The sequence below is a fragment of the Microbacterium oleivorans genome (assembly GCF_023715745.1).
Taxonomy (GTDB): domain Bacteria; phylum Actinomycetota; class Actinomycetes; order Actinomycetales; family Microbacteriaceae; genus Microbacterium; species Microbacterium oleivorans_D.
This window is the reverse complement of the sequence record NZ_JAMBOV010000001.1, coordinates 669,559-692,906: the sequence shown is the minus strand read 5'-3', so window position 1 is coordinate 692,906 and position 23,348 is coordinate 669,559. Positions and strand designations below refer to the sequence as shown.

Annotated in this window: 19 protein-coding genes; 10 read left to right on the top strand and 9 right to left on the bottom strand. The window is 70.8% G+C overall.

The genetic code is table 11. From position 1 onward, the window contains the following. Positions 1-17: 17 nt before the first annotated feature. Entirely contained in the window at positions 18-1,187 is a 1,170-nt protein-coding gene (locus M3190_RS03185) for a diacylglycerol/lipid kinase family protein (protein ID WP_251578232.1), read from the top strand. A gap of 61 nt (positions 1,188-1,248) precedes the next feature. Then, complete coding sequence (locus M3190_RS03180; protein WP_251578230.1) at positions 1,249-2,610, top strand: cryptochrome/photolyase family protein; 1,362 nt, start codon at positions 1,249-1,251, stop codon at positions 2,608-2,610. Between the two features lie 120 nt (positions 2,611-2,730). Here the strand turns inward: M3190_RS03180 and M3190_RS03175 are convergent, their stop codons facing one another. The 4 genes from M3190_RS03175 to M3190_RS03160 all read right to left on the bottom strand — a co-directional run bounded on the left by M3190_RS03175 (position 2,731) and on the right by M3190_RS03160 (position 7,996). Then, positions 2,731-4,071: an ABC transporter substrate-binding protein gene (locus tag M3190_RS03175; RefSeq protein ID WP_251578228.1), complete on the bottom strand. Its 1,341-nt coding sequence runs from the start codon at positions 4,069-4,071 to the stop codon at positions 2,731-2,733. 81 nt (positions 4,072-4,152) lie between these two features. Further along, positions 4,153-5,052, bottom strand: a complete 900-nt coding sequence (locus M3190_RS03170; protein WP_251578226.1) for a carbohydrate ABC transporter permease — start codon at positions 5,050-5,052, stop codon at positions 4,153-4,155. Continuing rightward, positions 5,049-5,984 (bottom strand): carbohydrate ABC transporter permease, encoded by a 936-nt coding sequence (locus M3190_RS03165; protein ID WP_251578223.1) that lies wholly within the window; start codon positions 5,982-5,984, stop codon positions 5,049-5,051. The genes M3190_RS03170 and M3190_RS03165 overlap by 4 nt, the downstream gene beginning before the upstream one ends. Continuing rightward, positions 5,981-7,996 carry a beta-galactosidase gene (locus M3190_RS03160; protein ID WP_251578221.1) on the bottom strand — a complete coding sequence of 672 codons (2,016 nt, stop codon included), beginning with the start codon at positions 7,994-7,996 and terminating at the stop codon, positions 5,981-5,983. The genes M3190_RS03165 and M3190_RS03160 overlap by 4 nt, the downstream gene beginning before the upstream one ends. Before the next feature lie 157 nt (positions 7,997-8,153). Here M3190_RS03160 and M3190_RS03155 point away from each other — a divergent pair, with 157 nt between their 5' ends. Beyond that, a complete protein-coding gene (locus M3190_RS03155; protein WP_251578219.1) occupies positions 8,154-9,188 on the top strand; it encodes a LacI family DNA-binding transcriptional regulator in 1,035 nt (344 codons plus the stop codon). Between the two features lie 51 nt (positions 9,189-9,239). Next, positions 9,240-10,283 (top strand): LLM class flavin-dependent oxidoreductase, encoded by a 1,044-nt coding sequence (locus M3190_RS03150; RefSeq protein WP_251578217.1) that lies wholly within the window; start codon positions 9,240-9,242, stop codon positions 10,281-10,283. A 113-nt stretch (positions 10,284-10,396) separates the two neighbouring features. Here the strand turns inward: M3190_RS03150 and pheA are convergent, their stop codons facing one another. Together pheA and M3190_RS03140 are read right to left on the bottom strand one after the other, a co-directional pair. Next, positions 10,397-11,359: a prephenate dehydratase gene (gene pheA / locus M3190_RS03145; RefSeq protein WP_251578215.1), complete on the bottom strand. Its 963-nt coding sequence runs from the start codon at positions 11,357-11,359 to the stop codon at positions 10,397-10,399. Further along, positions 11,356-12,276 (bottom strand): EamA family transporter, encoded by a 921-nt coding sequence (locus tag M3190_RS03140; protein ID WP_251578213.1) that lies wholly within the window; start codon positions 12,274-12,276, stop codon positions 11,356-11,358. Before M3190_RS03140 ends, pheA begins: the two co-directional genes overlap by 4 nt. A 74-nt stretch (positions 12,277-12,350) precedes the next feature. Here M3190_RS03140 and M3190_RS03135 point away from each other — a divergent pair, with 74 nt between their 5' ends. From M3190_RS03135 to galE, 3 genes are all read left to right on the top strand, one after another. After that, positions 12,351-13,286 (top strand): LysR family transcriptional regulator, encoded by a 936-nt coding sequence (locus tag M3190_RS03135; protein WP_251578211.1) that lies wholly within the window; start codon positions 12,351-12,353, stop codon positions 13,284-13,286. A gap of 62 nt (positions 13,287-13,348) precedes the next feature. Further along, a complete protein-coding gene (pgm, locus tag M3190_RS03130; protein WP_251578209.1) occupies positions 13,349-14,989 on the top strand; it encodes a phosphoglucomutase (alpha-D-glucose-1,6-bisphosphate-dependent) in 1,641 nt (546 codons plus the stop codon). Positions 14,990-15,037: 48 nt separating this feature from the next. After that, complete coding sequence (gene galE / locus M3190_RS03125; protein ID WP_251578207.1) at positions 15,038-16,015, top strand: UDP-glucose 4-epimerase GalE; 978 nt, start codon at positions 15,038-15,040, stop codon at positions 16,013-16,015. 15 nt (positions 16,016-16,030) lie between these two features. Here galE and M3190_RS03120 read toward each other — a convergent pair whose 3' ends face one another. After that, positions 16,031-16,969, bottom strand: a complete 939-nt coding sequence (locus M3190_RS03120) for a LacI family DNA-binding transcriptional regulator (protein ID WP_251578993.1) — start codon at positions 16,967-16,969, stop codon at positions 16,031-16,033. A gap of 103 nt (positions 16,970-17,072) precedes the next feature. Here M3190_RS03120 and galT point away from each other — a divergent pair, with 103 nt between their 5' ends. The 3 genes from galT (at position 17,073) to M3190_RS03105 (ending at position 21,162) form a co-directional block, all read left to right on the top strand. Beyond that, positions 17,073-18,254: a galactose-1-phosphate uridylyltransferase gene (gene galT / locus M3190_RS03115; protein ID WP_251578205.1), complete on the top strand. Its 1,182-nt coding sequence runs from the start codon at positions 17,073-17,075 to the stop codon at positions 18,252-18,254. After that, positions 18,251-19,429, top strand: coding sequence for a galactokinase (gene galK, locus M3190_RS03110; protein WP_251578203.1), 1,179 nt, complete (start codon positions 18,251-18,253; stop codon positions 19,427-19,429). Before galT ends, galK begins: the two co-directional genes overlap by 4 nt. 71 nt (positions 19,430-19,500) lie before the next feature. Continuing rightward, a complete protein-coding gene (locus tag M3190_RS03105) occupies positions 19,501-21,162 on the top strand; it encodes an ABC transporter ATP-binding protein (protein ID WP_251578201.1) in 1,662 nt (553 codons plus the stop codon). A 187-nt stretch (positions 21,163-21,349) separates the two neighbouring features. Here the strand turns inward: M3190_RS03105 and M3190_RS03100 are convergent, their stop codons facing one another. Then, positions 21,350-22,309, bottom strand: a complete 960-nt coding sequence (locus M3190_RS03100; RefSeq protein ID WP_251578200.1) for an ABC transporter permease — start codon at positions 22,307-22,309, stop codon at positions 21,350-21,352. Then, complete coding sequence (locus M3190_RS03095) at positions 22,306-23,310, bottom strand: ABC transporter permease (RefSeq protein WP_251578198.1); 1,005 nt, start codon at positions 23,308-23,310, stop codon at positions 22,306-22,308. Before M3190_RS03095 ends, M3190_RS03100 begins: the two co-directional genes overlap by 4 nt. Between the last annotated feature and the right edge of the window lie 38 nt (positions 23,311-23,348).

Sequence of the window (23,348 nt, the reverse complement as noted above, 5' to 3'; positions counted from 1 at the left end):
GGCCCTATCCTGTACGCATGACGACCGATCCCGGCACGACGCACGGCTCCGACGACGCGCACGACCCGGCTTCCGCGGCAGAACCGGACGGTGTCATCCGCGAACCCGACGACATCTCGGCGGACACGCACGACGGCGAGACCGGCGAGGCTCGTCGCGTCGACCGCAGCGGCTCCACCGAGCCGATGCCCGACGAGGAGGGCCGCCCGAGCCCCAAGGCCGCGCTCGTCTACAACCCGATCAAGGTCGACGGCGACGCCCTGCGCGAGCAGGTGGCGCAGTCAGCGAAGGATGCCGGCTGGTCCGAACCCCTCTTCTACGAGACCACGGTCGACGACCTCGGCGACGACGTCGCCCGCCAGGCGCTGAAGGAGGGCGTGAACGCGATCCTCGTCGCCGGTGGCGACGGCACGGTCCGCGCCGTGAGCGAGGCGATGACCGGATCCTCCGTGCCCCTCACGATTGTCCCCAGCGGGACCGGCAATCTCCTCGCCCGGAATCTCCGCCTCCCCCTCGACGAACCCGCCGCGATGATCGCCGCCACCTTCGACGGCGACACCCTCGCCATCGACGTCGGCCTCGCGCAGCTGCGCCGACCCGACGGCGAGACCACCGAGCACGCCTTCGTCGTCATGGGCGGCATGGGCCTCGACGCTGCGATGATCGCGAACACCAACAGCGACCTGAAGAAGAAGGTCGGCTGGGTCGCCTACGTCGACGGCGCCGCGCGGTCGATCGCGCAGGCCAAGCCCTTCCCCGTGGTCTACCAGGTGCCCGGCCACCGGATCCATCGCGCCGACGTACAGAGCGTGCTCTTCGCCAACTGCGGGTCGCTGCAGGCGGGGCTCGAACTCATCCCCGAGGCATCCATCACCGACGGTGAGCTCGACGTCGCGATCCTGCAGCCGCGCTCCGCGTTCGGCTGGCTGCTCGTGTGGCGTCGCCTCGCGTGGGACAACAGCGTGCTCCGCAAGTTCCGCACCGGCCGCAAGATCCTCTCCCTTCGCACCGCCGACAACTCGGTGCGGTACTCGCGAGGCAAGGGCATCGACCTGGCCGCCGAGGAAGCCCACCCGGTGCAGCTCGACGGCGACGAGTTCGGTGAGGCCACCCGGATCGCGGTGCGCGTGATCCCCGGCGGACTGACCCTCGCGATCCCGCGCGGGCACTCCGTCGAGGCCGTCTGAGGCATTCCGCGCCGGATTGCAAGGGGCGGCGCCGGCCGCAGGCGATGACCAGGATGAGGTCATGCCGTCCCCCTCGATCGTCTGGTTCCGCGACGACCTCCGCCTCGCCGACCATCCCGCCCTCCGCGCGGCACTCGACCGCGGCGAGCCCGTCATCGGCCTGTACGTCCTCGACGAGGAGTCCGACGGCATCCGTCCCCTCGGCGGGGCGGCCCGCTGGTGGCTGCACCACTCGCTCGCGTCGCTGGCGGAGCGTCTGGCCGAGCGCGGCTCCCGGCTGATCCTGCGTCGCGGGCCGGCCGATCGCGTCGTGAGCGAGCTCGTCGACGAGACGGGAGCGGGCGCCGTCTTCTGGAACCGCCGATACGGCGGACCCGAGCGCGAGGTCGATGCGGGGCTGAAATCCGCCCTGCGGGACGACGGCACCGAGGTCGCGTCGTTCGCGGCATCCGTCCTGTTCGAGCCCTGGACCATCCAGACCGGAGCGGGCCGCCACTTCTCGGTCTACAGCCCCTTCTGGCGGGCGTGCCTCGCGCAGCCCGCCCCGCGCGCCCCCCTGCCGGAGGCGCGCGAGGTGCCCGGCCCGTCCCGCCCTCCCGCCTCGGACGACCTCGACGACTGGCAGCTGCTGCCGACCGCGCCGGACTGGGCGCAGGGTTTGCGCGACACGTGGGAGCCGGGCGAACCGGCGGCACGACGCCGACTGCGGGAGTTCCTCGACGAGGACCTCGGCCACTACGGTGCCGCGCGGGACCGCCCCGCTGCGGGGGCGACGTCGATGCTGTCGCCCCGACTGCGCTGGGGGGAGCTCAGCCCTCACACCGTCTGGCACGAAGCCGTCGAGACAACGGGCTCGTCGCAATTCCTGTCCGAGATCGGATGGCGCGAGTTCGCCTGGCACACGCTGTACCACTTCCCCGACCTCGCGACGAAGAACCTCCGGCGGGAGTTCGACGCCTTCCCCTGGCCGCGCCTGAAGCCCTCCGCCTTGGAGGCCTGGCAGAAGGGCCGGACCGGCTACGCGATGGTGGATGCCGGCATGCGAGAGCTGTGGGAGACGGGCTACATGCACAACCGCGTGCGCATGGTCACGGCATCCTTCCTCATCAAGAACCTGATGATCGACTGGCGCCGCGGCGAGGAGTGGTTCTGGGACTGCCTGGTCGATGCCGACGGGGCGAGCAACCCGTTCAACTGGCAGTGGGTCGCGGGGTCGGGCGCCGACGCGGCACCCTACTTCCGTGTCTTCAACCCCGAGCTGCAGGCCGACAAGTTCGACAAGAAGCGCGAGTACATCGGGGAGTGGGCTCCGGAATACCGGGATGCCGACGGGCAGCCGCCGCAGCCGATCGTCGATCTGAAGGCGACACGTCAGAACGCGCTCGACGCCTACGAGAAGGTGAAGGAGGCCGCACGCGAGTGATCGCCCGAACGCGACCGCGCCGCGGATCGGAGCCCTGGGGCCCGACCCGCGGCGCGGATGCGTGGTGTCAGTGGATCCGTGTCAGTGGATCCGTGTCACTGAACCGGTGTCAGCGAGTGGTCACTCGGAGACGGGGATGGACTGCGCCTTGAGCGCGTCGACCGTCTTGGTCTGCGCAGCCTCGAGCGCCTCGAACAGCGTGCCCTGACCGGTGGCGGCCTTCTGGAAGCCGTCCGACACGTCGGCGTAGGTCTGCGTCATGGTCGGGCCCCACACGAAGTCGGGGTTGACCTGAGCCGCGGCCTCGGCGAAGACGTCGTAGATCTTCTGCCCGCCGTAGAACTCGACACCCTCCTGCAGCGACGGGAGGGTCAGCCCCTTCGTCGTGGCGGGATAGATGTTCGCCGACTCGTTGAGGGCGGTGAGGGCCTCGTCGGAGGTGTTCAGCCACAGCGCGAACTTCGCAGCCTCGTACGGGTGCTCGGTGCCCTTGAAGACGGCGATCGACGATCCGCCCCAGTTGCCGGCGGCCTTCTCGCCCGCCTCCCACTGCGGCGACGGGGCGACCGACCACTTGCCGGCGGTGTCGGGAGCGCCGGACGAGATGGAGTTGGCACCCCACACGGCCGAGTTCCAGGTCCAGACCTCGCCCGAGTTGTAGGCGTTGTTCCACTCCTCGGTCCAGGCCGGGTAGGTCGAGACGAGGTCCTCGTCGATGAGCTCCTGCCAGTAGTCGGCGACGGTCTTGGACTGGTCGCCGGCCAGGTTGACCTTCCACGAGCTGCCGTCGTTGGAGAACAAGTCACCACCGGTCTGCCAGACGAAGCCGGCGAACTGGTTGATGTCGGCGGTCGAGAAGTTGGTGATGTAGCCGCCGGCCTCCCGTACCTTCTTGGCGGCCTCCTTGTACTCGTCCCACGTGGTGGGGACCTCGATGCCGTTCTGCTCGAAGAGGTCGGAGCGGTAGAACAGCGCCATGGGGCCGGAGTCCTGGGGGATGCCGTAGACGCCGTCGGTGCCGAGGGTGACCTGGTTCCAGGTCCACGGGATGAACTCGTCCTCCGCCGCAGCGACGTCCTCGCACGCGGAGAGGTCCTCGAGGCCGTCCTGCACGCGGAAGCTCGAGAGCGCGTCGTACTCGATCTGACCGAGGTCGGGGGCGTTGCCGGCCTCGAGCTGGCTGAAGAAGCTCGAGTACGTGCCCGAGTTGCCGTTGGGGCCCGTCTGGACCTTGACCTGGATGTCGGGGTTCTCGTCGTTCCACATCTTCACGACGTCCTCGATGCCGGGGATCCACGAGGTGAAGTCGAGGGTGACCTCGCCGTCCGACGGGGCGCAGGCTGCGGGATCGGCTGCGCCGCCGCCGTTGCCTGCGCCACCGCTGCCGCCGGCGCAGCCGGCCAGGGTGAACGCCGTGAGCAGTGCGACGCCGGCGACGACTGCCTTCTTGGTGTGCTGCATGGGATTTCCAATCTGATCGTTGATCGGGTCTGACAGGACAGGTACTGCAGGGATGCCGCGGGTGCCGCCCGCGGCGGGGACTCACTTCACGGAACCGGTGCCCAGCCCGTTGCGCCAGAAGCGCTGAAGCAAGAGGAAGGCGATGATGAGCGGCACGATCGACAGGAACGCGCCGACCAGGACGTAGGTGCGCAGCTCGGGGATCTGGTTGAGCTGCGTGTTCCACGTGTAGAGGCCGTAGGTGACCGGGAACAGCTCCTGACTGCGCAGCATGATCAGCGGCAGGAAGAAGTTGTTCCAGATCGAGACGAACTGGAAGAGGAAGATCGTCACGAGCGCCGGCGCCATGAGGCGCGACGACACGGTGAAGAACGTCCGCACCTCGCCCGAGCCGTCCAGGCGCGCCGCCTCGATGAGTTCGTCGGGCACCGACGACGATGCGTAGATGCGAGCGAGGTAGACACCGAACGGGCTGACGATGCTGGGGAGCAGGACCGACCAGAAGGTGTTGGTCAGGTTCACCTGGCTGAACAGCAGGAACAGCGGCAGGGCGAGGGCGGTCGCGGGAACCAGGACGCCGCCGAGCACGATGTTGAAGAACGCCTCACGGCCGCGGAAGTTGTACTTGCCGAGGGCGTACCCGGCCATTCCGGCGAAGACGGTGGCGAGCAGCGCCCCGAGGCCGGCGTAGGCGAGGCTGTTGAGCAGCCAGCGGAAGTAGATGCCGTCGTTGTACGAGACGAGGTCGCCGATGTTGGCGAACAGGTTCCAGTCGGCGAACCACAGGGCGTTCGTGGTCAGCAGCTGACCGCGGTCCTTCGTCGAGGCGATGAACAGCCACCAGATCGGCACCAGGAAGTACAGCGTGAACACGCCCATGACCAGCAGGGCGGCGGTGCGCGACAGGACGCTCTCGCGCGGTCCCCGGCTCTTCGGCGGGTCGACGGCCAGGGCGCCGTCGGTACGGGTGAGGAGGCTCATTGCTCGGCCTTCCGCTGGGTGAGCTTCAAGAACGCGAACGACAGGACGCAGGTGGCCAGCGCCAGCACGACCGAGAAGGCCGCCGCGAGGTAGGGGTTCGGCACGGCGCTGGTCGCGTAGATCGTCATGTTCGGGGTGTACGTCGACGAGACCGCCGAGCTGAACGAGCGGAACACCTGGGGCTCGGCGAGCAGCTGCAGGGTGCCGATGATCGAGAACACCGCCGTGAGGATGATCGCGGGAGCGACCATCGGGATCTTGATCGACCAGGCGATGCGGATCTGGCCGGCACCGTCGAGACGCGCCGCCTCGTACACTTCGGCGGGGATCGCCAGCAGCGCCGAGTAGATGATCAGCATGTTGTAGCCGACGAAGACCCAGGTCACGACGTTCGCGATCGACCACAGGACCATCTCGGGAGAGAGGAAGTCGACGGCGCGGGTGACGTCGGTGAACGGCGACAGGTTCGGCGAGTAGAGGAAACCCCACATGATCGCGGCGATGACGCCGGGGACGGCGTAGGGGGCGAAGAAGGCGAGGCGGAAGAACCGCTTGCCCTTCAGGACCGGGGAATCGAGCAGCAGCGCGAACAGCAGCGCGAGGCCGAGCATGACCGGGACCTGCACGACGCCGAACAGCAGCACGCGGCCGACCGACTCCCAGAACGGCGCGTTCTGGAACACCTGGATGTACTGCGTCAGCCCGCCGAACACCTCGGTGGGCTCGCCGTAGAGTCCGTCGCGCTGGACGACCAGGAGCGACTGCCAGATCGCGTACCCGATCGGGATCAGGTAGAAGAGCAGGAAGAGGATGCCGAATGGTCCGGTGAAGACCGCGATCGCCCCCTTGTGCGGGGTCTTCGCCCGCGGGGTCCGCTTCGCGCGCGACGGCTTCGCCGACGAACGCGTCACGAGGAGTTCCGTGGCGGTCATGCGGCCGCCTCCTCTCTGATGATGCGCACCGCACCCGCAGGCACGGTGATGCCGCCGGCGACCTCTGCGCCGGTCACGAGGTCCAGGCCGTCGGAGTCGACCCGGACGTCGGTCTCGCCGTGGTTGATCACGAAGAGATAGGACGCGCCCTCCCCGCGGCGCCGGACGATCTCGAGATCGCCGGCGGCCGGCCGGATGGGAGCGGCGGGCGCCACGCCGGCTTCGGCGGAGAGACGCGCCACCAGGTCACGGTAATCGGCGTCGCTGAGAAGCGTCGCGAGGTAGTGCGCGGTCCCGTCACCCCAGATGTTGCGGGTGAGCGCCGGCATCCCTTCGGCAGGGCCGTCGGTGAAGGATGCCGCGACCTCGGCGGTCGTCGTGCGGGAGCGCTCCGACCAGAGCCGTGCGGTGGATCCGTCGGTCAGGGTGAGGGCGAGACCGGGCGCGACCGGGGCGAACTCCTCGATGTGCAGGCCCAGCGCCTCACGGAGCGGGCCTGCGTAGCCGCCGGTGTAGACGCGGTCGTTCTCGTCGACGATGGCGGTCGAGAACGTGATCAGGGCGGTACCTCCGGCGGCGATCCACGCGGTGAGGACCGCGGCATCCGCTTCGGTCATGAGGTGCAGGCCCGGGACGACGACCAAGCGGTACGCGGACAGGTCGGCGCCGGGGGCGACCACGTCGACGGTCAGCCCGTTCGCGTGGAGGGCGCGGTAGGAGGCGTGCACCTGGTCGAGGTAGCCGAGGGACTGGCTGGGGCGGGTCTCGCTCTGGCTCGCCCACCAGGACTCCCACGAGAAGAGCAGGGCGACGTCGCTCTCGACGCGCGAGCCCGCGATCTCGCCGATGCGGTCGACGATGCCGCCGAGCTCGACGACCTCGCGCCAGACGGCGGAGTCGGTGCCGGCGTGCGGCAGCATCGCGGAGTGGAACTTCTCGCTGCCCTGCACCGAGGCACGCCACTGGAAGAAGCAGACGCCGTCGGCGCCGCGTGCGACGTGGGTGAGGGAGTTGCGGATCATCTCGCCCGGGGCCTTGGGCGTGTTCAGCGGCTGCCAGTTGACGGCACCCGTCGAGTGCTCCATGAGGATCCACGGAGCGCCCTGACCGAGCCCGCGGGAGAGATCGGCGGCGAAGGCGAGCTCGGATCGGGGGTCGCCCAGGCGGTGGTCCAGGTAGTGGTCGTTCGCGACGATGTCCATGTCGCCTGCCCAGGACCAGTAGTCCAGGTTCTCGATGTGCGCCGTGACCATGAAGTTGGTCGTGATCGGGACCTCGCTGCGGGCGCGGATGACCTCGGCCTCGGCGCGGTAGTGCTCGAGCAGCGCGTCGCTGCTGAACCGGTGGAAGTCGAGGACGTGGCCGGGGTTTCGGCTTGAGAGGGTGGCCCGCGGGGTGAGGATCTCGTCCCACTCGTAGTACGTCTGACTCCAGAACGCGGTCCCCCACGCGCGGTTCACCTCGGCGACCGTGCCGTACCGCGCCCGCAGCCATTCGCGGAACGCGCCGGCGCTCTCGTCGCAGTGGCACAGCGCGTTGTGGCATCCGAGTTCGTTCGAGACGTGCCACAGCGCGATCGCCGGGTGCGAGCCGTAGCGCGCGGCGACAGCGTCGACGAGGGCGAGGGCGGCCTCGCGGTAGACCGGTGAGCTCGGGCACCATGCCTGACGGCCCCCGGGGTAGCGGCGGGTGCCGTCCTCGACGACCGGGAGGATCTCGGGGTGCGCGGTGGTCAGCCACGCAGGCGTCGACGCGGTGCCGGTACCGAGGTTGATGCGGATGCCGGCGGTGTGCAGCCGCTCGACGATGTCGTCCAGGCGGGAGAAGTCGTACTCCCCCGCGCGCGGCTCGATGTGCGCCCAGCCGAAGATGTTGATCGCGACGAGATCGACGCCGGCGTCGCGCATGAGCGCGATGTCCTCGTCCCAGACGTCCGGCGTCCACTGTTCGGGGTTGTAGTCGCAACCGAACGCGATGCCGTCGTGCTCGAAGGGGCGGGCGGGGACCGACATGTTCTCCTCTGGATCCTGTGAACGTGCACAGGTCCGAACGGTGTTTCTCCGCGTTGAGGCTCTGTGAACGTGTACAGGGTAGATCGGGTGAAGATGTGTGTCAAACACGGCGGCGCAGGCACCCGTGCGGTTGTGTGCGTGCACATACGATGAACGCGTGAGCATCGATCGCACAGAGACCGTGGGTCGACGCCGCCGCGCAACGGTCAAGGACGTGGCGATCGAGGCGGGCGTCTCGCGCGGAACGGTCAGCCGGGTCCTGAACGGGCAGCCCTACGTCTCGGACGAAGCACGCGAAGCCATCGAAGCGGCCATTGCGAAGGTCGGGTTCGTCCCGAATCGTGCCGCGCGGAGCCTCGTGATGCAGAGCTCGCAGGCCATCGGCCTCATCGTGCACGAGCCGCATTCGCTCTTCGTCGAGGACCCCAACATCGGCTCGATCCTGCTCGGCGCGAATGCCGCCCTCTCGGAGGCGGACTACCAGCTGTCGTTCATGATCGCCGACACCACCCGCGACATCGAGCGACTCGCGCGCTATCTGAGCGGCGGGCTGATCGACGGCGTCATCATCGTCTCGGCGCGCGTCGGCGACCCGATCACCCGCGCTATCGCCGACCTCGGCCTGCCGGCCGCCTTCGTCGGCCACCCGCGCGACATCGGCGACGCCGCCTACGTCGCGATCGACAACCGCGGCGCCGCGCGCGAGATCACGACACGCCTGGCAGCCACCGGCCGGAAGCGCATCGGCATGATCGCCTCCGCGCTCGACCGCGACTCGGGCTCGGATCGTCTCGCCGGCTTCGTCGACGCCCTCGGGTCCCGGTTCGAACCGAGCCTCGTCGAATCCGTGCCGCTCTACTCGTACTCCGACGGGCAGGCCGGGATGCGGGCGCTCCTCGAGCGCGCGCCTGACATCGACGGCGTCTTCGCCTCGAGCGACGCCGTCGCCGCCGGGGCGATGGACGTCCTCCAGGCCGCGGGTCGGCGCATCCCCGAGGACATCGGCATCGTCGGCTTCGACGACAGCTCGTGGGCGCTGCGCTGCGATCCGCCCCTGTCGACCGTGCACCAGCCCGCCGATGAGCTCGGCCGCGCCGCCGCCGAGTCGGTCCTCCGTCAACTCCGCGGCGAGGATCCCGATGCCGGCGGCACGGTCCTCCCCTGCCCCGTCGTCTGGCGCGACTCGGCCTGATCGGCCTCGGCACGGAATGCCGGGGGACCCGCGCCGGTTGCAGCCCAGGATATGAGCACTGCGACCCCGGCCCTCTCCGTCCTCGACCTCGTCCCCGTCCGCACCGGGCAGACCAGCAGCCAGGCCATCGCCGCCTCGCTCGCCCTCGCCCAGCGCGCGGACGACCTCGGCTATCGCCGCTACTGGTTCGCGGAGCATCACAACATGCCGGCCGTCGCCTCGACCACTCCGCCCGTGCTGATCGCTGCGGCCGCGACCCGCACCCGCCGCATCCGTGTCGGATCGGGCGGCGTCATGCTGCCGAACCACTCCCCGCTCGTGGTCGCCGAGCAGTTCGCCGCCCTCGAGGCGCTCGCCCCCGGCCGCATCGACCTCGGCATCGGGCGCGCGCCCGGGTCGGATCCCGTCATCACGCAGCTGCTGCGGCAGTCGGGCACGACGAGCGACGTCGAGCGGTTCCCGAACCACATCACCGACATCCGCTCGCTCGTCTCCGCCGAGGGAGCGACACTGCGGTTCACCTCCGGCGGCACCTACGACGTGCGCGCGACGCCGGCGTCGACGGGGTCCCCCGAAGTCTGGCTGCTGGGCTCGAGCGACTACTCGGCGCAGCTGGCGGCCGGGATGGGACTGCCCTACGTCTTCGCGAATCACTTCTCGGGTGAGGGCCTCGAGCGGGCGCTCGACCTGTACCGCGGGCAGTTCCAGCCCTCCGAGACCCTCGCGGAGCCGCGCACCTTCGTCACGGCGAACGCGGTCGTCGCCGACACCGACGAGCAGGCGCGCGCCGCGGCGCTGCCCCAGGCGCGGATGATGGCGCGGCTGCGCGGCGGGAAGCCCCTCACCGCGCTCGAGACCGTCGAGCACGCCGCCTCGGCCGAGGCCTCCGACGGCCTGGCCGCACCGGTATTCGACGCGATGATGTCGCGGTGGTTCGTGGGGACCGGTCCCGAGGTCCGCGCCCGGCTCGCGGAGTTCGCCGCCCGCCACGGCGTGGACGAGGTCATGGTCTCGCCGGTGGCCGCGGCGACCGAGGGCGAGCCGATGGATGCCGCGCCCTCCCGCATCCGCACGCTCGAGCTGCTGGCGGCCTGACTCACGCCCACGTCGGACGGCGGCCTCGGAGATTCCGCGCGCAGGCGCCGCGGTCACCGGTTCCGCAGCCCGCGTGGCGCCGGACCTCGAAGGTGTCGCCGGCGAGGCGCGGGTCAGGCCTCGGGCTCGCCCGACACCAGACCCCGAAGCCAGTCACGGGCCTCGACGAAGATCTCGTCGGAGTAGCGCTGCGGGTAGCGGACGATGGCCCGGTCGGCGCGCGGGTACGAGCCGAGGTAGAGGACGCGCGGCGAGAAGCGCCGCAGCCCCAGGAGGGCGTCGGCCATCCGCTCGTCCTCGATGTGCCCGTCGGCGTCGATGACGAAGCGGTAACGGCCCAGCTCGTCACCGATCGGGCGCGAAGCGAGCAGCGACAGGTTGATGCCGCGCGTGGCGAACTGCTCGAGCAGTTCGAGGAGGGCGCCAGGGTGGTCCTCGGGCAGCTCGACGATGAGCGAGGTCTTGTCGGCGCCGGTCGGGGCGGGCGGCGGAGCAGTCCGGCTGACGAGCACGAAGCGGGTCACGGCGTGCGGGTTGTCGCCGATCTTCTCGGCGAGCAGCTCGAGGTCGTGGAGCTTCAGGATGCCGGGCGGGGCGATCGCGGCATCCGCGGTGATCCCGCCGTCGACGAGGCCGACCGCGGCGGCGACGTTGCTCGAGGCCGGGATGTGCGAGTGCTCGGGCAGCGTCTGCGTGAGCCACGTCAGGCACTGTGCGTAGGCGACCGGGTGGGCGGCTATGAGTGAGACGTCCTCGAGCCGCACGCCCGGCTTGGCGACCAGCACGAACTCGACGGGGACGAGGTACTCCCCGACGATGCGCAAGCCGGGCACCGTCGCGAGCGCGTCCTGGGTGGTGGAGACGCCGCCGTCGACCGAGTTCTCGATCGCGATCATCGCGGCATCCGATCGCCCCTCGACGACATCGGCGAGCGCCTCACCGACGTTGCGGACGGGGCGCCAGTTCTGGTCGCGGGCTTCGGGAACCTGGGCGAGGGCGGCCTCGGTGAAGGTTCCGGCGGGGCCCAGGAAGCTGTACGTGCGACGGGAGGGGGCGGCCGGGGGCTCGGGGGTCACGCCGACAGCCTAATGGGCGCCTCCACAGCCTCTTCCGCCGGACGGACGGGACGACGACGGATGCCGGTGACCAGAACCCCCGCCACGAGCACCGCTCCGCCGACCACCTCGCCGACGCTCGGCGTCTCGCCCCGCAGCAGCGCGGCGGAGACCATCGCGACGACGGGGGCGAGCAGGATCCACGGCACGACGGCCGCCGAGGGGTTGCGTCCGAGCAGTCCGTTGAAGACGGCGTACGCGAACAGGGTGCACAGCCCCGCCGTGTAGGCCGTCGACACGATGGCGGCAGGACCGATGGCGGAGAGGCCCGCACCGATCGCGACCGGACCGTCGATCACCATCGAGAGCGCGACGGCGGGGACGGGCACGACGAGGGACGACCAGACGGTGAGCGAGAGCGTTCCCCCGCGTCCGACTCCGGTCACGACACCGGCACGTCGCGAGATGACGTTGCCGACCGCCCACGACAGCGCCGCCGCCAGCGCGAAACACACGGCGACGACGGGCGCGTCGCCACCGCGGAAGACCGCGACGATCGCGAGGCCGATGACCCCGAGGGTGACACCGATCGCCTGTGGCACGGTGGGCCGTTCCCGCAGCGCGGCGGCCGCCAGCACGATCGTGAACACCGCCTGCGCCTGCAGCAGGAGCGCGGCGAGTCCGGGGCTGAGTCCGAGGGCGAGCGCCGAGTAGAGCAGCGCGAACTGCCCGAGGCTCATGAACAGTCCGACGCCGACGATCACGCGCCACCCCGTCGTGGGGCGCGGCACCACGACGGCGGCGAGTCCCACGACGGCGAAGCGGATCGCGACGAAGAGCAGCGGTGGGATGCCGCTCATCCCCCAGTCGATGACGACGAAGTTCAGGCCCCAGAGCGAGGCGACGAGGGCGGCGAGGAGCATGTCACGTCGGGTCACGCTGATCAGTCCACCCCGGCAGCATCCGGAAGGACAAGCGATGATTTCGCACGGTGAATCGGTAGCATCGCTTCATGATCGATCTCGAGGCCGTCGTCTCTCTGCGCAGCATCGCGACGGAGGGCAGTGTCGCCGCCGCCGCGAACGCCCTCGGGTTCACTCCGTCGGCGGTGTCGCAGCAGATCAAGCGCCTCGAACGCGACACCGGTGTCGCTCTGCTCGAGCGGGTCGGACGCGGCGTCGTGCTGACCGAGGCGGCGACACGCCTGGTCGTCTCGGCGACGCCGATCCTCGCCGACCTGGAACGCGTGCGGGCCGATCTGCACGGCGGCGGAGAACCCGACCGGATCTCGGGTGAGATCCGCATCGCGGCGTTCTCGACCGTCGTGCGCGGGATGATGGTCCCGGTGCTCGCCGACCTCGGCCGCCGGCATCCGGATCTGCGACTGCCCCTGCGCGAGAGCGAACCGTGGGAGACGGTGGCCCTCGTCGCGTCGGGTCAGCGGGACGTCGGGCTCGCGCACCGCTGGGGCAATGTCGCGCTCGCGATCCCGGACCACCTCGTCGAGGAGCCGCTGTTCACCGACGTCGCCGACGTGATCCTGCACCGCGACCACCCGCTCGCGGATCGCTCGGAGCTCCGGCCGGAGGACATCGGCGGCGAGCCGTGGGTCGCGACGTTCGAGTCGACGATCTGCCGGCAGTGGCTGCGGCGGTTGTTCGACGGTGTCGGCGGTGCGCCCCGCATCGTGCACGAGTCGATGGAGTTCGAGAACCACCTCGAGATCGCTCGCGCGGGCATCGCCGTCGCCCTCGTGCCGCGTCTGGGCCGCCCGCCGCTCGGCCCCGACCTCGTCGCCGTCCCGACCGTCTCGCCCGAATCGACGCGCGCGGTGTCGGCGATCCACCGCCGCACCATGTCGGACTCGCCCGGCCTCCGTGCGGTGCTCGACGCGCTCGGCGAGCACGCGAGCCGCATGGCCGCGGGCGACGGACGACTGCCGGCCTGATCGATCGTGCAGATCGGCGACACGCAGGCGCCGACGCCCGCGTTCCCTGGCAGACTGGGCGGATGAGCCGCGCAGGACAGCCAGCCGAAGCCTCTGACCTCGTCGATGTGGACGCCCTCATCGGCGCGTACTACGACCTGAAGCCCGACCCCGCGGTCGCCGCGCAGCGGGTCGCCTTCGGGACGAGCGGCCATCGCGGCTCGTCCCTGTCGCGGAGCTTCAACGAAGACCACATCCTCGCCACGACGCAGGCGATCGTCGACTATCGCGCGGCGCAGGGCATCACCGGCCCGCTCTTCCTCGGCCGGGACACCCACGGACTGTCGCTGCCCGCGGAGCACACCGCGATCGAGGTCCTCGTCGCGAACGGCGTCGACGTGCGCGTCGACAGCCGCGACTCGTGGGTGCCGACCCCTGCCCTCAGCCACGCGATCCTCACCTACAACAAGGGGCGTGGCGAGGCGGATGCCGGTCGTGCCGACGGCATCGTCGTCACCCCGTCGCACAACCCGCCCCGCGACGGCGGCTTCAAGTACAACCCGCCGCACGGCGGCCCTGCCGACACCGACGCGACGGGCTGGATCGCCGACCGGGCGAACCAGCTGATCGAGGCCGGACTCGAGGGCGTCACGCGGGTCCGTCACGCCGACATCGACGACGCGACGCTCGGCCAGTACGACTTCCGTGAGGGATACGTCGCCGACCTCGCCTCGATCATCGACGTCGAGGCGATCGCGCGCTCGGGCGTGCGGATCGGAGCCGACCCGCTCGGCGGCGCCTCGGTGGAGTACTGGGCCCTGATCGGCGAGCGCTACGGGCTCGATCTCACGGTGGTGAATCCCGAGGTCGACCCGACCTGGAGGTTCATGACGCTCGACTGGGACGAGAAGATCCGCATGGACCCCTCCTCCCCCTCGGCCATGGCCGCCCTCGTCGCCCGGCGCGACGAGTTCGACATCCTCACCGGCAACGACGCCGACGCCGACCGCCACGGCATCGTGACCCCCGATGCGGGCCTCATGAACCCGAACCACTTCCTCGCCGTCGCGATCGACTACCTCTACCGCCACCGCGAGGGCTGGCCGCAGGATGCTGCGATCGGCAAGACCCTCGTGTCGTCGATGATCATCGACCGGGTCGCCGCCTCGCTCGGTCGCACGCTGCTCGAGGTCCCCGTGGGCTTCAAGTGGTTCGTGCCGGGTCTGCTCGACGGTTCCGTCGCCTTCGGCGGCGAAGAGTCCGCCGGCGCGTCGTTCCTCCGCAAGGACGGCACGGTCTGGACGACGGATAAGGACGGCATCCTCCTCTGCCTGCTGGCGGCGGAGATCCTGGCCGTCACCGGCAAGACCCCGTCGCAGCGCTACGCCGAGCTCGAGGCCGAGTTCGGCGCATCCGCCTATCAGCGCGTCGACGCCCCCGCCTCGCCCGAGCAGAAGGCCGCTCTCTCCAAGCTGTCGGGCGACGCCGTCTCGGCGAGCGAGCTGGCCGGCGACCCCGTGACGGCGAAGCTGTCGCACGCACCCGGCAACGGGGCGGCGATAGGCGGACTCAAGGTGCAGACCGAGTACGCCTGGTTCGCCGCACGCCCGTCCGGCACCGAGGACGTCTACAAGCTGTACGCCGAGAGCCTCAAGGGACCCGAGCACCTCGCACAGGTGCAGGAGGAGGCCCGGACGGTCGTCGCGGCGGCGCTGGGTTCCTAGGGCTGCGCGCGTCGGGAGCGTCCGTCCCGCGCCAGTAGGCTCGGCACCATGAGTTGGCTCGTCACCGGAGGCGCTGGGTACATCGGCGCGCACATCGTCCGCGCTCTCGCCGAGGCGGGTCTCGACCCAGTGGTCCTCGACGACCTGTCAAGCGGGCACGCGTCGTTCGTGCCCGAGGGGGTCCCCTTCGTCCAGGGCACGATCCTCGACCAGGCGCTCGTCGCGGACACCCTCCGGAACCACGGCGTCGAGGGCGTCATCCACGTCGCAGGTTTCAAATACGCGGGCGTCTCGGTGCAGCGCCCCCTGCACACCTACGAGCAGAACGTCGAGGGCACCCGTGTCGTCCTCGCGGCGATGGCGGATGCCGGGGTCACGAACATCGTGTTCTCGTCGAGCGCGGCCGTCTACGGCACGCCCGACGTCCCGCTCGTCACGGAGGACCTGCCGAAGCGTCCCGCCTCGCCGTACGGCGAATCGAAGCTCATCGGCGAGTGGCTCATCGCCGCGCAGGGCGTCGCGACCGCGGCATCCGATACACCCCTTCGCCACACCTCGCTGCGGTACTTCAACGTCGTCGGCTCGGGCGACCCGTCCGTCTACGACACGAGCCCCCACAACCTCTTCCCGATCGTCTTCGAGATGCTGCTGAAGGGTGAGACCCCGCGCATCAACGGCGACGACTACGACACCCCCGACGGCACGAACGTGCGCGACTACGTCCACGTCGCCGACATCGCGGCCGCACACGTCGTTGCCGCCCAGCGCCTGCGCGCGGGCGAACCGGTCGAGCCGGCCTACAACCTGGGTTCGCAGAACGGCCTGTCGGTGCGCGAGATCATGGATGCCGTCGCCCGCGTCACCGGCATCGCCTTCACCCCCGAGATCGCACCGCGCCGGGCCGGCGATCCCGACCGCATCGTCGCCACCGGCGAGCTCGCCGCCCGCGACCTCGACTGGAAGATGCGCTACACCGTCGACGAGATGGTGCGCACGGGCTGGGACGCGCGCCGCAACGCGGGCTGAGCGTCGCCGACCGCGTCAGCCCGACCCGCGGGCGATGAGCCTCGTCGGGACGACCGTGCGCGTCGGCGCCTCGCCGTCGAGCGTCGCGGCGAGAGCGGCGACGGCGGCCTCGCCGAGCGCGGCGAAGTCCTGGCGGACGGTCGTCAGGGGTGGGCGGTAGTCCGCGGCATCCGCCACATCGTCGAACCCGATGACGGCGACGTCGTCGCGTCCCGCTTCGGCGAGCGCGCGCAGGACACCGAGCGCCATCTGGTCGTTCGCGGCGAACACGGCGTCCACGCCGGGGTCCGCGGCGAGGACGACACCCGCCGCGTGTCCGGATGCCGCGCCCCAGTCCCCGCGCAGCGGCTCTCGCGGCGTCAGCCCCTCGAGCGCGCTTCGCCAGCCGCGCTCGCGCTCCGCGGCGGCGAACGAACCGGTCGGACCGGCGACGTGCGCGATCGTGCGGCGGCCGGCATTTTTCAACCGGCGTGTGGCCGCCTCGGCTCCGCCCGCGTGGTCGGACTGGACGGTCGCGAACCCACCGCCGGGCGAATCGACGGCGACGAGCGCGAGCCCCGTCGGCGGGCTGACGCCCTCGGCGATCGCGGTCGCCTCGTTGAGGACGATCGCGCCGTCCACCCCGAGGTCGTGCAGCCGGTCGAACGCGTCGGCGATCTCCGCGCGTTCGGCCAGGGAGACGAGCGTGACCGCCAGGTCGCGCCGGGCGGCGGCGGACGCTACGCCCTCGAGCATCCGGGAGTTCCCGACGGTCGCCAGGGTCGCGACGATCACGCCGATCGTGCCGGAGCGCCCGGTGCGCAGCGCCCGGGCGGCGCGATGCGGGCGGTAGCCGAGGTCGGCCATCGCCGCCTCGATACGGGCCCGGGTCTCGGGATCGACCCGCGGGCTGCCGTTGACGACCCGCGAGACGGTCTGTCCCGAGACGCCCGCAGCTGCGGCCACGTCGGCCATCGAGACGCGTCGCTGCACGGCATCCTCCCGGTGCGGCCCCGGCACCGACTCCGGAGATCCGCGTGATGTTGACGATAACACGACCCTCGGCTACCGTGTTGACGTGAACACGACGGAGTTCGAGCCCACCCCCGCCGAGACGACCGAGCTCGGCGCCGGCGTCGTCAAGCGCAGCACCCGACTCGCCGACGGCCGCGAGCTGATCTACTTCGACGACCCCGGCACGGCCCTCGGCCCCGAGCGCGCCGTCGACGCCCGCGACCTCGGCGCGCGGCCGGAGACCGCCACGATGCGCCAGGACGTCCTCACCGGGGACTGGGTGTCGGTGGCGGCCAACCGGCAGAACCGCGCGTTCCTGCCGCCCGCCGAGCTCGACCCTCTGGCACCGCAGTCGGACACGAACCCGTCCGAGATCCCGTCGGTGTACGACGTCGCCGTCTTCGAGAACAAGTCGCCGTCGTTCGGCCCCGCCCTCGCGGAAGCGACCGATGACGTGCCCGCGGCGACCGACCCACCGCGCGGGCTCGACGACCTGGCCCACCTCGGGCTCGGCCGCACCCGCACGAGCGTCGGCCGCACCGAGGTCGTCTGCTTCTCCCCCGCGCGCACCGGCTCGTTCGGTACGCAGACCGTCACCCGCGCCCGCACCGTGATCGAGGCCTGGGCCGACCGCACCGCCGCCCTGTCGGCCCTTCCCGGCATCGAGCAGGTCTTCCCCTTCGAGAACCGCGGCGAGGCGATCGGGGTGACGCTGCAGCATCCGCACGGTCAGATCTACGCCTACCCGTACGTCACCCCGCGCACGACCCGCCTGCTGGATTCGATCGACCGGACCGCTCCCGACCTCTTCCAGCGCATCCTCGAGTTCGAGCAGGCCGGTCCCCGCGTCCTGCTGCGCGGCGAGCACTGGACGGCTTTCGTGCCCTTCGCCGCGCGCTGGCCGCTGGAGATCCACATGCTCCCGCACCGTCACGTCGCCGACTTCGCGGCGCTCTCGGAGCCCGAGAAGGACGAGCTCGCGCCGCTGTACCTGCGCCTGCTGCGCGGCGTCGACGCGCTCTACGACTCCGAGACCCCCTACATCGCCGCCTGGCACCAGGCGCCGGTCCACGTCGGCCGCGACACCGTGCGACTGAGCCTGCAGCTCACGAGCCCCCGTCGCGCCGCCGACAAGCTCAAGTTCCTCGCCGGATCCGAGGCCGCCATGGGCGCCTGGATCGGCGACGTCCCCCCGGAGGACGCCGCCGCGCGCCTCCGCACCGCCATCGAAGGGATCACCCTGTGACCGCTGCCGGCGAGGCCCACGGCCTCTTCTCGACCCTCACCGGCAGCGAGCCGGTCGGCCTCTGGTCGGCGCCCGGGCGCGTCAACCTGATCGGCGAGCACACCGACTACAACGACGGGTTCGTCTTCCCGTTCGCGACGCCCCACCGCACGCACGTCGCGCTCGGCCGTCGCTCGGACGGCCGCATCCGCGTCGTCTCCACCTTCGACACCGAGCCCGTCGAGGTGGCCCTCGCCGACCTCGACGCGCTGTTCCCCGGCCGCCGCGACGAGGTCGTCGAGTGGGCCCGGTACCCGCTCGGTGTCGCGTGGGCGCTGCTGCAGGCGACCGGGACGGATGCCGCATCCGTCACCGGCGTCGACCTGGCCTTCGCGTCGGACGTCCCCGTCGGCGCCGGTCTGTCGTCGTCGGCGGCCATCGAGGGAGCGACCGGATCCGCCCTCAACGACGTGTGGGGGCTCGGCCTCGACCGCGTCGCTCTCGCGCAAGCCGGACGCCGCGCCGAGAACGAGGCGGTCGGCGCCCCGACCGGGATCATGGACCAGATGGCGTCGATGCTCGGTGAGACGGATGCCGGCACCTTCCTCGACTGCCGAAGCCTCGACGCCCAGGTGGTCGCCCTCGGCTTCGACGCCGCGGGGCTGGAGCTCATGGTCATCGACACGCGCGTCGCGCACGCGCACTCGACGGGCGGTTACCGCGAGCGGCGGGAGGCCTGCGAGCGCGGCGCGGCGGCGATGGGTGTTCCCGCACTGCGCGACGTGAGGGTCGATGAGCTGCCCCGGGTCGAAGAGCTCGTGGACGAGGTCACCTACCGCCGCGTGCGTCACGTCGTCACGGAGGACCAGCGTGTGCTCGACACCGTCCGCACCCTCCGTGAGCAGGGCCCCCGCGCGATCGGCGAGCTGCTGTATGCGTCGCACGCCTCGATGCGCGACGACTTCGAGATCTCGGTGCCCGAGCTCGACCTCGCCGTCGAGACGGCGCGCGAGAACGGCGCGATCGGCGCACGGATGACCGGCGGCGGCTTCGGCGGCTCCGCGATCGCACTCGTCGAGCGTGCCGCCGTCCCGGCTGTGCGCGACGCGGTGCTCGCTGCTTTCGCCGCGGCCGGGTACACCGAACCGCACGTATTCACCGTGCGACCGTCCGAAGGCGCCCGCCGCGACGGCTGACCGGCGTTACGGCTCGGTAAAGCCGGCGATCCACCCGTGCGCCGTCGGCGGGTGGAGGGCAGGATGGACCCATGCCCTTCGCCACCACCCCCGCCGCCGGCACGCCCCTCCTCCAGGTGCGCGACCTCGCGGTCGAGTTCCAGACCATCGACGGAGCGGTGCGCGCCGTGGAGGGTGTCGACCTCGACCTGGCCGCCGGTGAGACGGTCGCCATCGTCGGCGAGTCGGGCTCGGGCAAGTCGACGACCGCGATGGCGGTGATCGGCCTGCTGGCCGGCAACGGCAAGGTCGCGCAGGGCAGCATCCGCCTCGACGGGCAGGAGCTCGTCGGAGCGTCGGAGGCGACGATGCGCGGCATCCGCGGAGCCCAGATCGGACTCGTGCCGCAGGACCCGATGTCGAACCTCAACCCGACCTCGAAGATCGGCACGCAGGTCGCCGAGACCCTCCTCGCGCACGGGCTGGCGACGAAGAAAGACGTCGACCGGAAGGTCGTCGAGACCCTCGCGGCAGCAGGGCTCCCGAACGCCGAGGAGCGCGCGAAGCAGTACCCGCACGAGTTCTCGGGCGGCATGCGCCAGCGCGCGCTCATCGCCATCGGGCTCGCCTGCAACCCCCGTCTGCTCATCGCGGACGAGCCCACGAGCGCGCTCGACGTGACGGTGCAGAAGACGATCCTCGACCAGCTCGGTCGCATGACCACCGAGCTCGGCACCTCGGTCCTGCTCATCACGCACGACCTCGGGCTCGCCGCCGAGCGCGCCGCCCGTGTCGTCGTCATGCACCGCGGGCGCATCGTCGAGCAGGGCCCCGCCCGGCAGATCCTCGAAGAGCCGCAGCATCCGTATACCCAGTCCCTCGTGAAGGCGGCCCCATCCGTCGCGGTCGCGCGTCTGCGGCCCGAGGCATTCACCGCGCCGACCCCGGATGCCGCGCCGAAGCCGGTCGACAACATCGTCGAGGTCGAGGGGCTCACCAAGCTCTACAACGTTCGTGGCCAGAAGGAGGACTTCGCGGCCGTCAAGGACGTGTCCTTCTCGATCCCCCGCGGCGAGACCGTCGCGATCGTCGGCGAGTCCGGCTCGGGCAAGACGACGACGGCGCGGATGCTGCTGAAGGTCGTCGACCCGACGGAGGGGACGATCCGCTTCGACGGCACGGATGTGGCATCCTTCAGGGGACGTCAGCTGCGGGAGTTCCGCCAGAAGGTGCAGCCGATCTTCCAGGACCCGTATTCGTCGCTGAATCCGATGTTCACGATCGAGCGCATCGTCCAGGAGCCCCTCGACTTCTACAGCCGCGGCTCCGCGAAGGACCGTGCCGCTCGGGTGCGGAAGCTGCTCGACGATGTCGCGCTGCCCGAGTCGGCGCTGCGTCGCTACCCGTCGGAGCTCTCGGGCGGCCAGCGCCAGCGCGTCGCCATCGCGCGCGCCCTGGCTCTCTCCCCCGAGCTCATCGTCTGCGACGAGCCCGTGTCGGCGCTGGACGTGCTCGTGCAGGACCAGATCCTCTCGCTGCTGCGCGACCTGCAGACCGAGTACGGCCTGAGCTACCTGTTCATCTCGCACGACCTCGCCGTCGTGCGCCTCATCAGCGACTACGTGTGCGTCATGAAGGACGGCGCACTCGTCGAAGCCGCCTCGAGCGAAGAGATCTTCACCAACCCGCGCGATCCGTACACCCGCAACCTGCTCGCCTCGATCCCCGGCAACGAGCTCGACATCGCCGTCTGACCCGCGCGGACCGAACTCGGAACCGCCCCGGAGGGTGGCCGGCGAAGCGATCCCCCGCAGCGGCTACCCCTCGCTGATCAAGGAACCGCCGAGTTGCCCAGTCCGCCCGAGAGGTGGGCCGCGACGAGACCGGAGACCACGACGACGAGCAGCGCGATCACGACGATCAGCCGCCGTCGGCTCATGCTCAGCGCCCGCGGGTGCGGGGGTCCATGGCCTCGCGGAGCGCCTCGCCGAACAGGGTGAACCCGAGGGCGGTGATGGCGATGCAGATGCCGGGGAGGAACGCGAGCCACGGCGCGATGGCGAGCTCGGCTTGCGCGTAGGTGAGCATGCGCCCCCATTCCGCCGTTTCGGGGCGGCCGCCGCCGAGGCCGAGGAACGACAGAGCGGCGGCGTCGATGACGGCCGTCGCCAGCGAGAGCGTGCCCTGCACGATGACCGGGCCGACCGCGTTGGGCAGCACGTGCGTCATGGTGATGCGCCCGCGACCGAGGCCGAGGGTCTGCGCCGAGAGGACGTAGTCGGCCGAGCGCTGCTGCAGCATCGAGGCGCGCAGCAGGCGCGCGAAGATCGGGACCTGTGCGACACCGATGGCGATCATGACCGAGTTCTGGTTCTGCCCGAGGATCGCCGCGATCGAGACGGCGAGGAGCAGGCTCGGCACCGAGAGCAGGATGTCGACGAGTCGCATGATCAGGTTGTCGACCCAGCCGCCGAACGTACCGGCGATGAGCCCCAGCAGCATCCCGCCGATGAGGCCGTAGGCCGTGGAGACGACACCGATGACGAGGGACGCCCGGGCGCCCCAGATGAGCTTCGACAGGACGTCGCCGCCGAACCGGTCGAGGCCGAGCGGGAACGACGCGATCTCGCCGGGTCCGGGGATGAAGGTCGGGGTGATCTCGCGTGCGCCGGGCAGGGCCGTCTCGGGATACGGCGCGAGCAGCGGCGCGAGGAGGGCCACGAGGACGAACAGCAGCACGATGGCGAGACCCGCCCAGGCGGTGGGGCTGCGGCGCAGGCGCCGGAACACGTCGTGCCAGAAGCCGCCACGCGGCGCGCCGCCGCTGCCGGCCTTGAGGTCGACGGCGGTCGCGTCCTCAGCGGGGCTGCCGCCGGCTGCGGGGGGAAGGACGGTGCTCATGAGACCCTCACTCTCGGGTCGATCAGGCTGTACGAGACGTCGACGAGCAGGTTGATGAGCGCGTAGACGACCGCGATGAAGATGATGAAGCCCTGGAGGACCGGGAAGTCGCGGTTGAAGATCGCCCCCGCGAGGAACGACCCGATGCCGGGGAACGCGAAGACGGTCTCGGTGAGGATCGCCCCCGACAGGAGCAGACCCGCCTGCAGGCCGATCGTCGTGATCACCGGCAGCATCGCGTTGCGGAGGATGAACCGGTTGCGCAGCAGCGCCCCCGGCACGCCCTTCGCCTTGCCGGTGCGCACGTAATCGGCGTTCTGGACTTCGAGGACGGATGCCCGGGTGATGCGCACGATGATGGCGAGGGGGATCGTGCCGAGCGCCAGCGCGGGCAGGATCAGGTGCAGGACGGCATCCCAGGCCGCGTCGAACTCCCCGGTGATGAGACCGTCGAACACGTAGAAGTTCGTGTAGTGGGTCGCGTCGATGCGGGGGCTCTGACGCCCGTCGGAGGGCAGCCAGCCCAGCTGGACGGCGAAGACGTACTTGAGGATGAAGGCCAGGAAGAAGACCGGCACGACGATGCCGAGCAGGCTGAACACGACCGCGGCGCTGTCGGCCGCCTTGCCGTGGCGGCGGGCCGCCCAGTACCCGAGGGGCACACCGACGCCGACGGCGATGACCAGCGCGGCGATCGAGAGCTCGATCGTCGCGGGGAAGCGGCGGAGGAACTCCTCGAGCACCGGCCGACTGGTCTGCAGCGAGCTGCCGAAGTCGCCGGAGAGGAGCCTGCCGATCCACGTGAAGTACTGCTCGAGGAGCGGCCGGTCGAAGCCGTAGAGCTCGTTGATGCGGGCGACCGCTTCGGGGGTCGACTTCTCGCCGAGCAGGGCCTGGGCGGGCCCTCCGGGGAGGGTCCGCACCCACCAGAACAGGAGGATGCTCAGGCCGAGGAGGGTGGGGATCAGCAGCAGGAGTCTTTTGCCGATGGTTCGCAGCACGGGTGTCGCTTTCGTGGAGGGCGGTGCGGGGCGGGAGG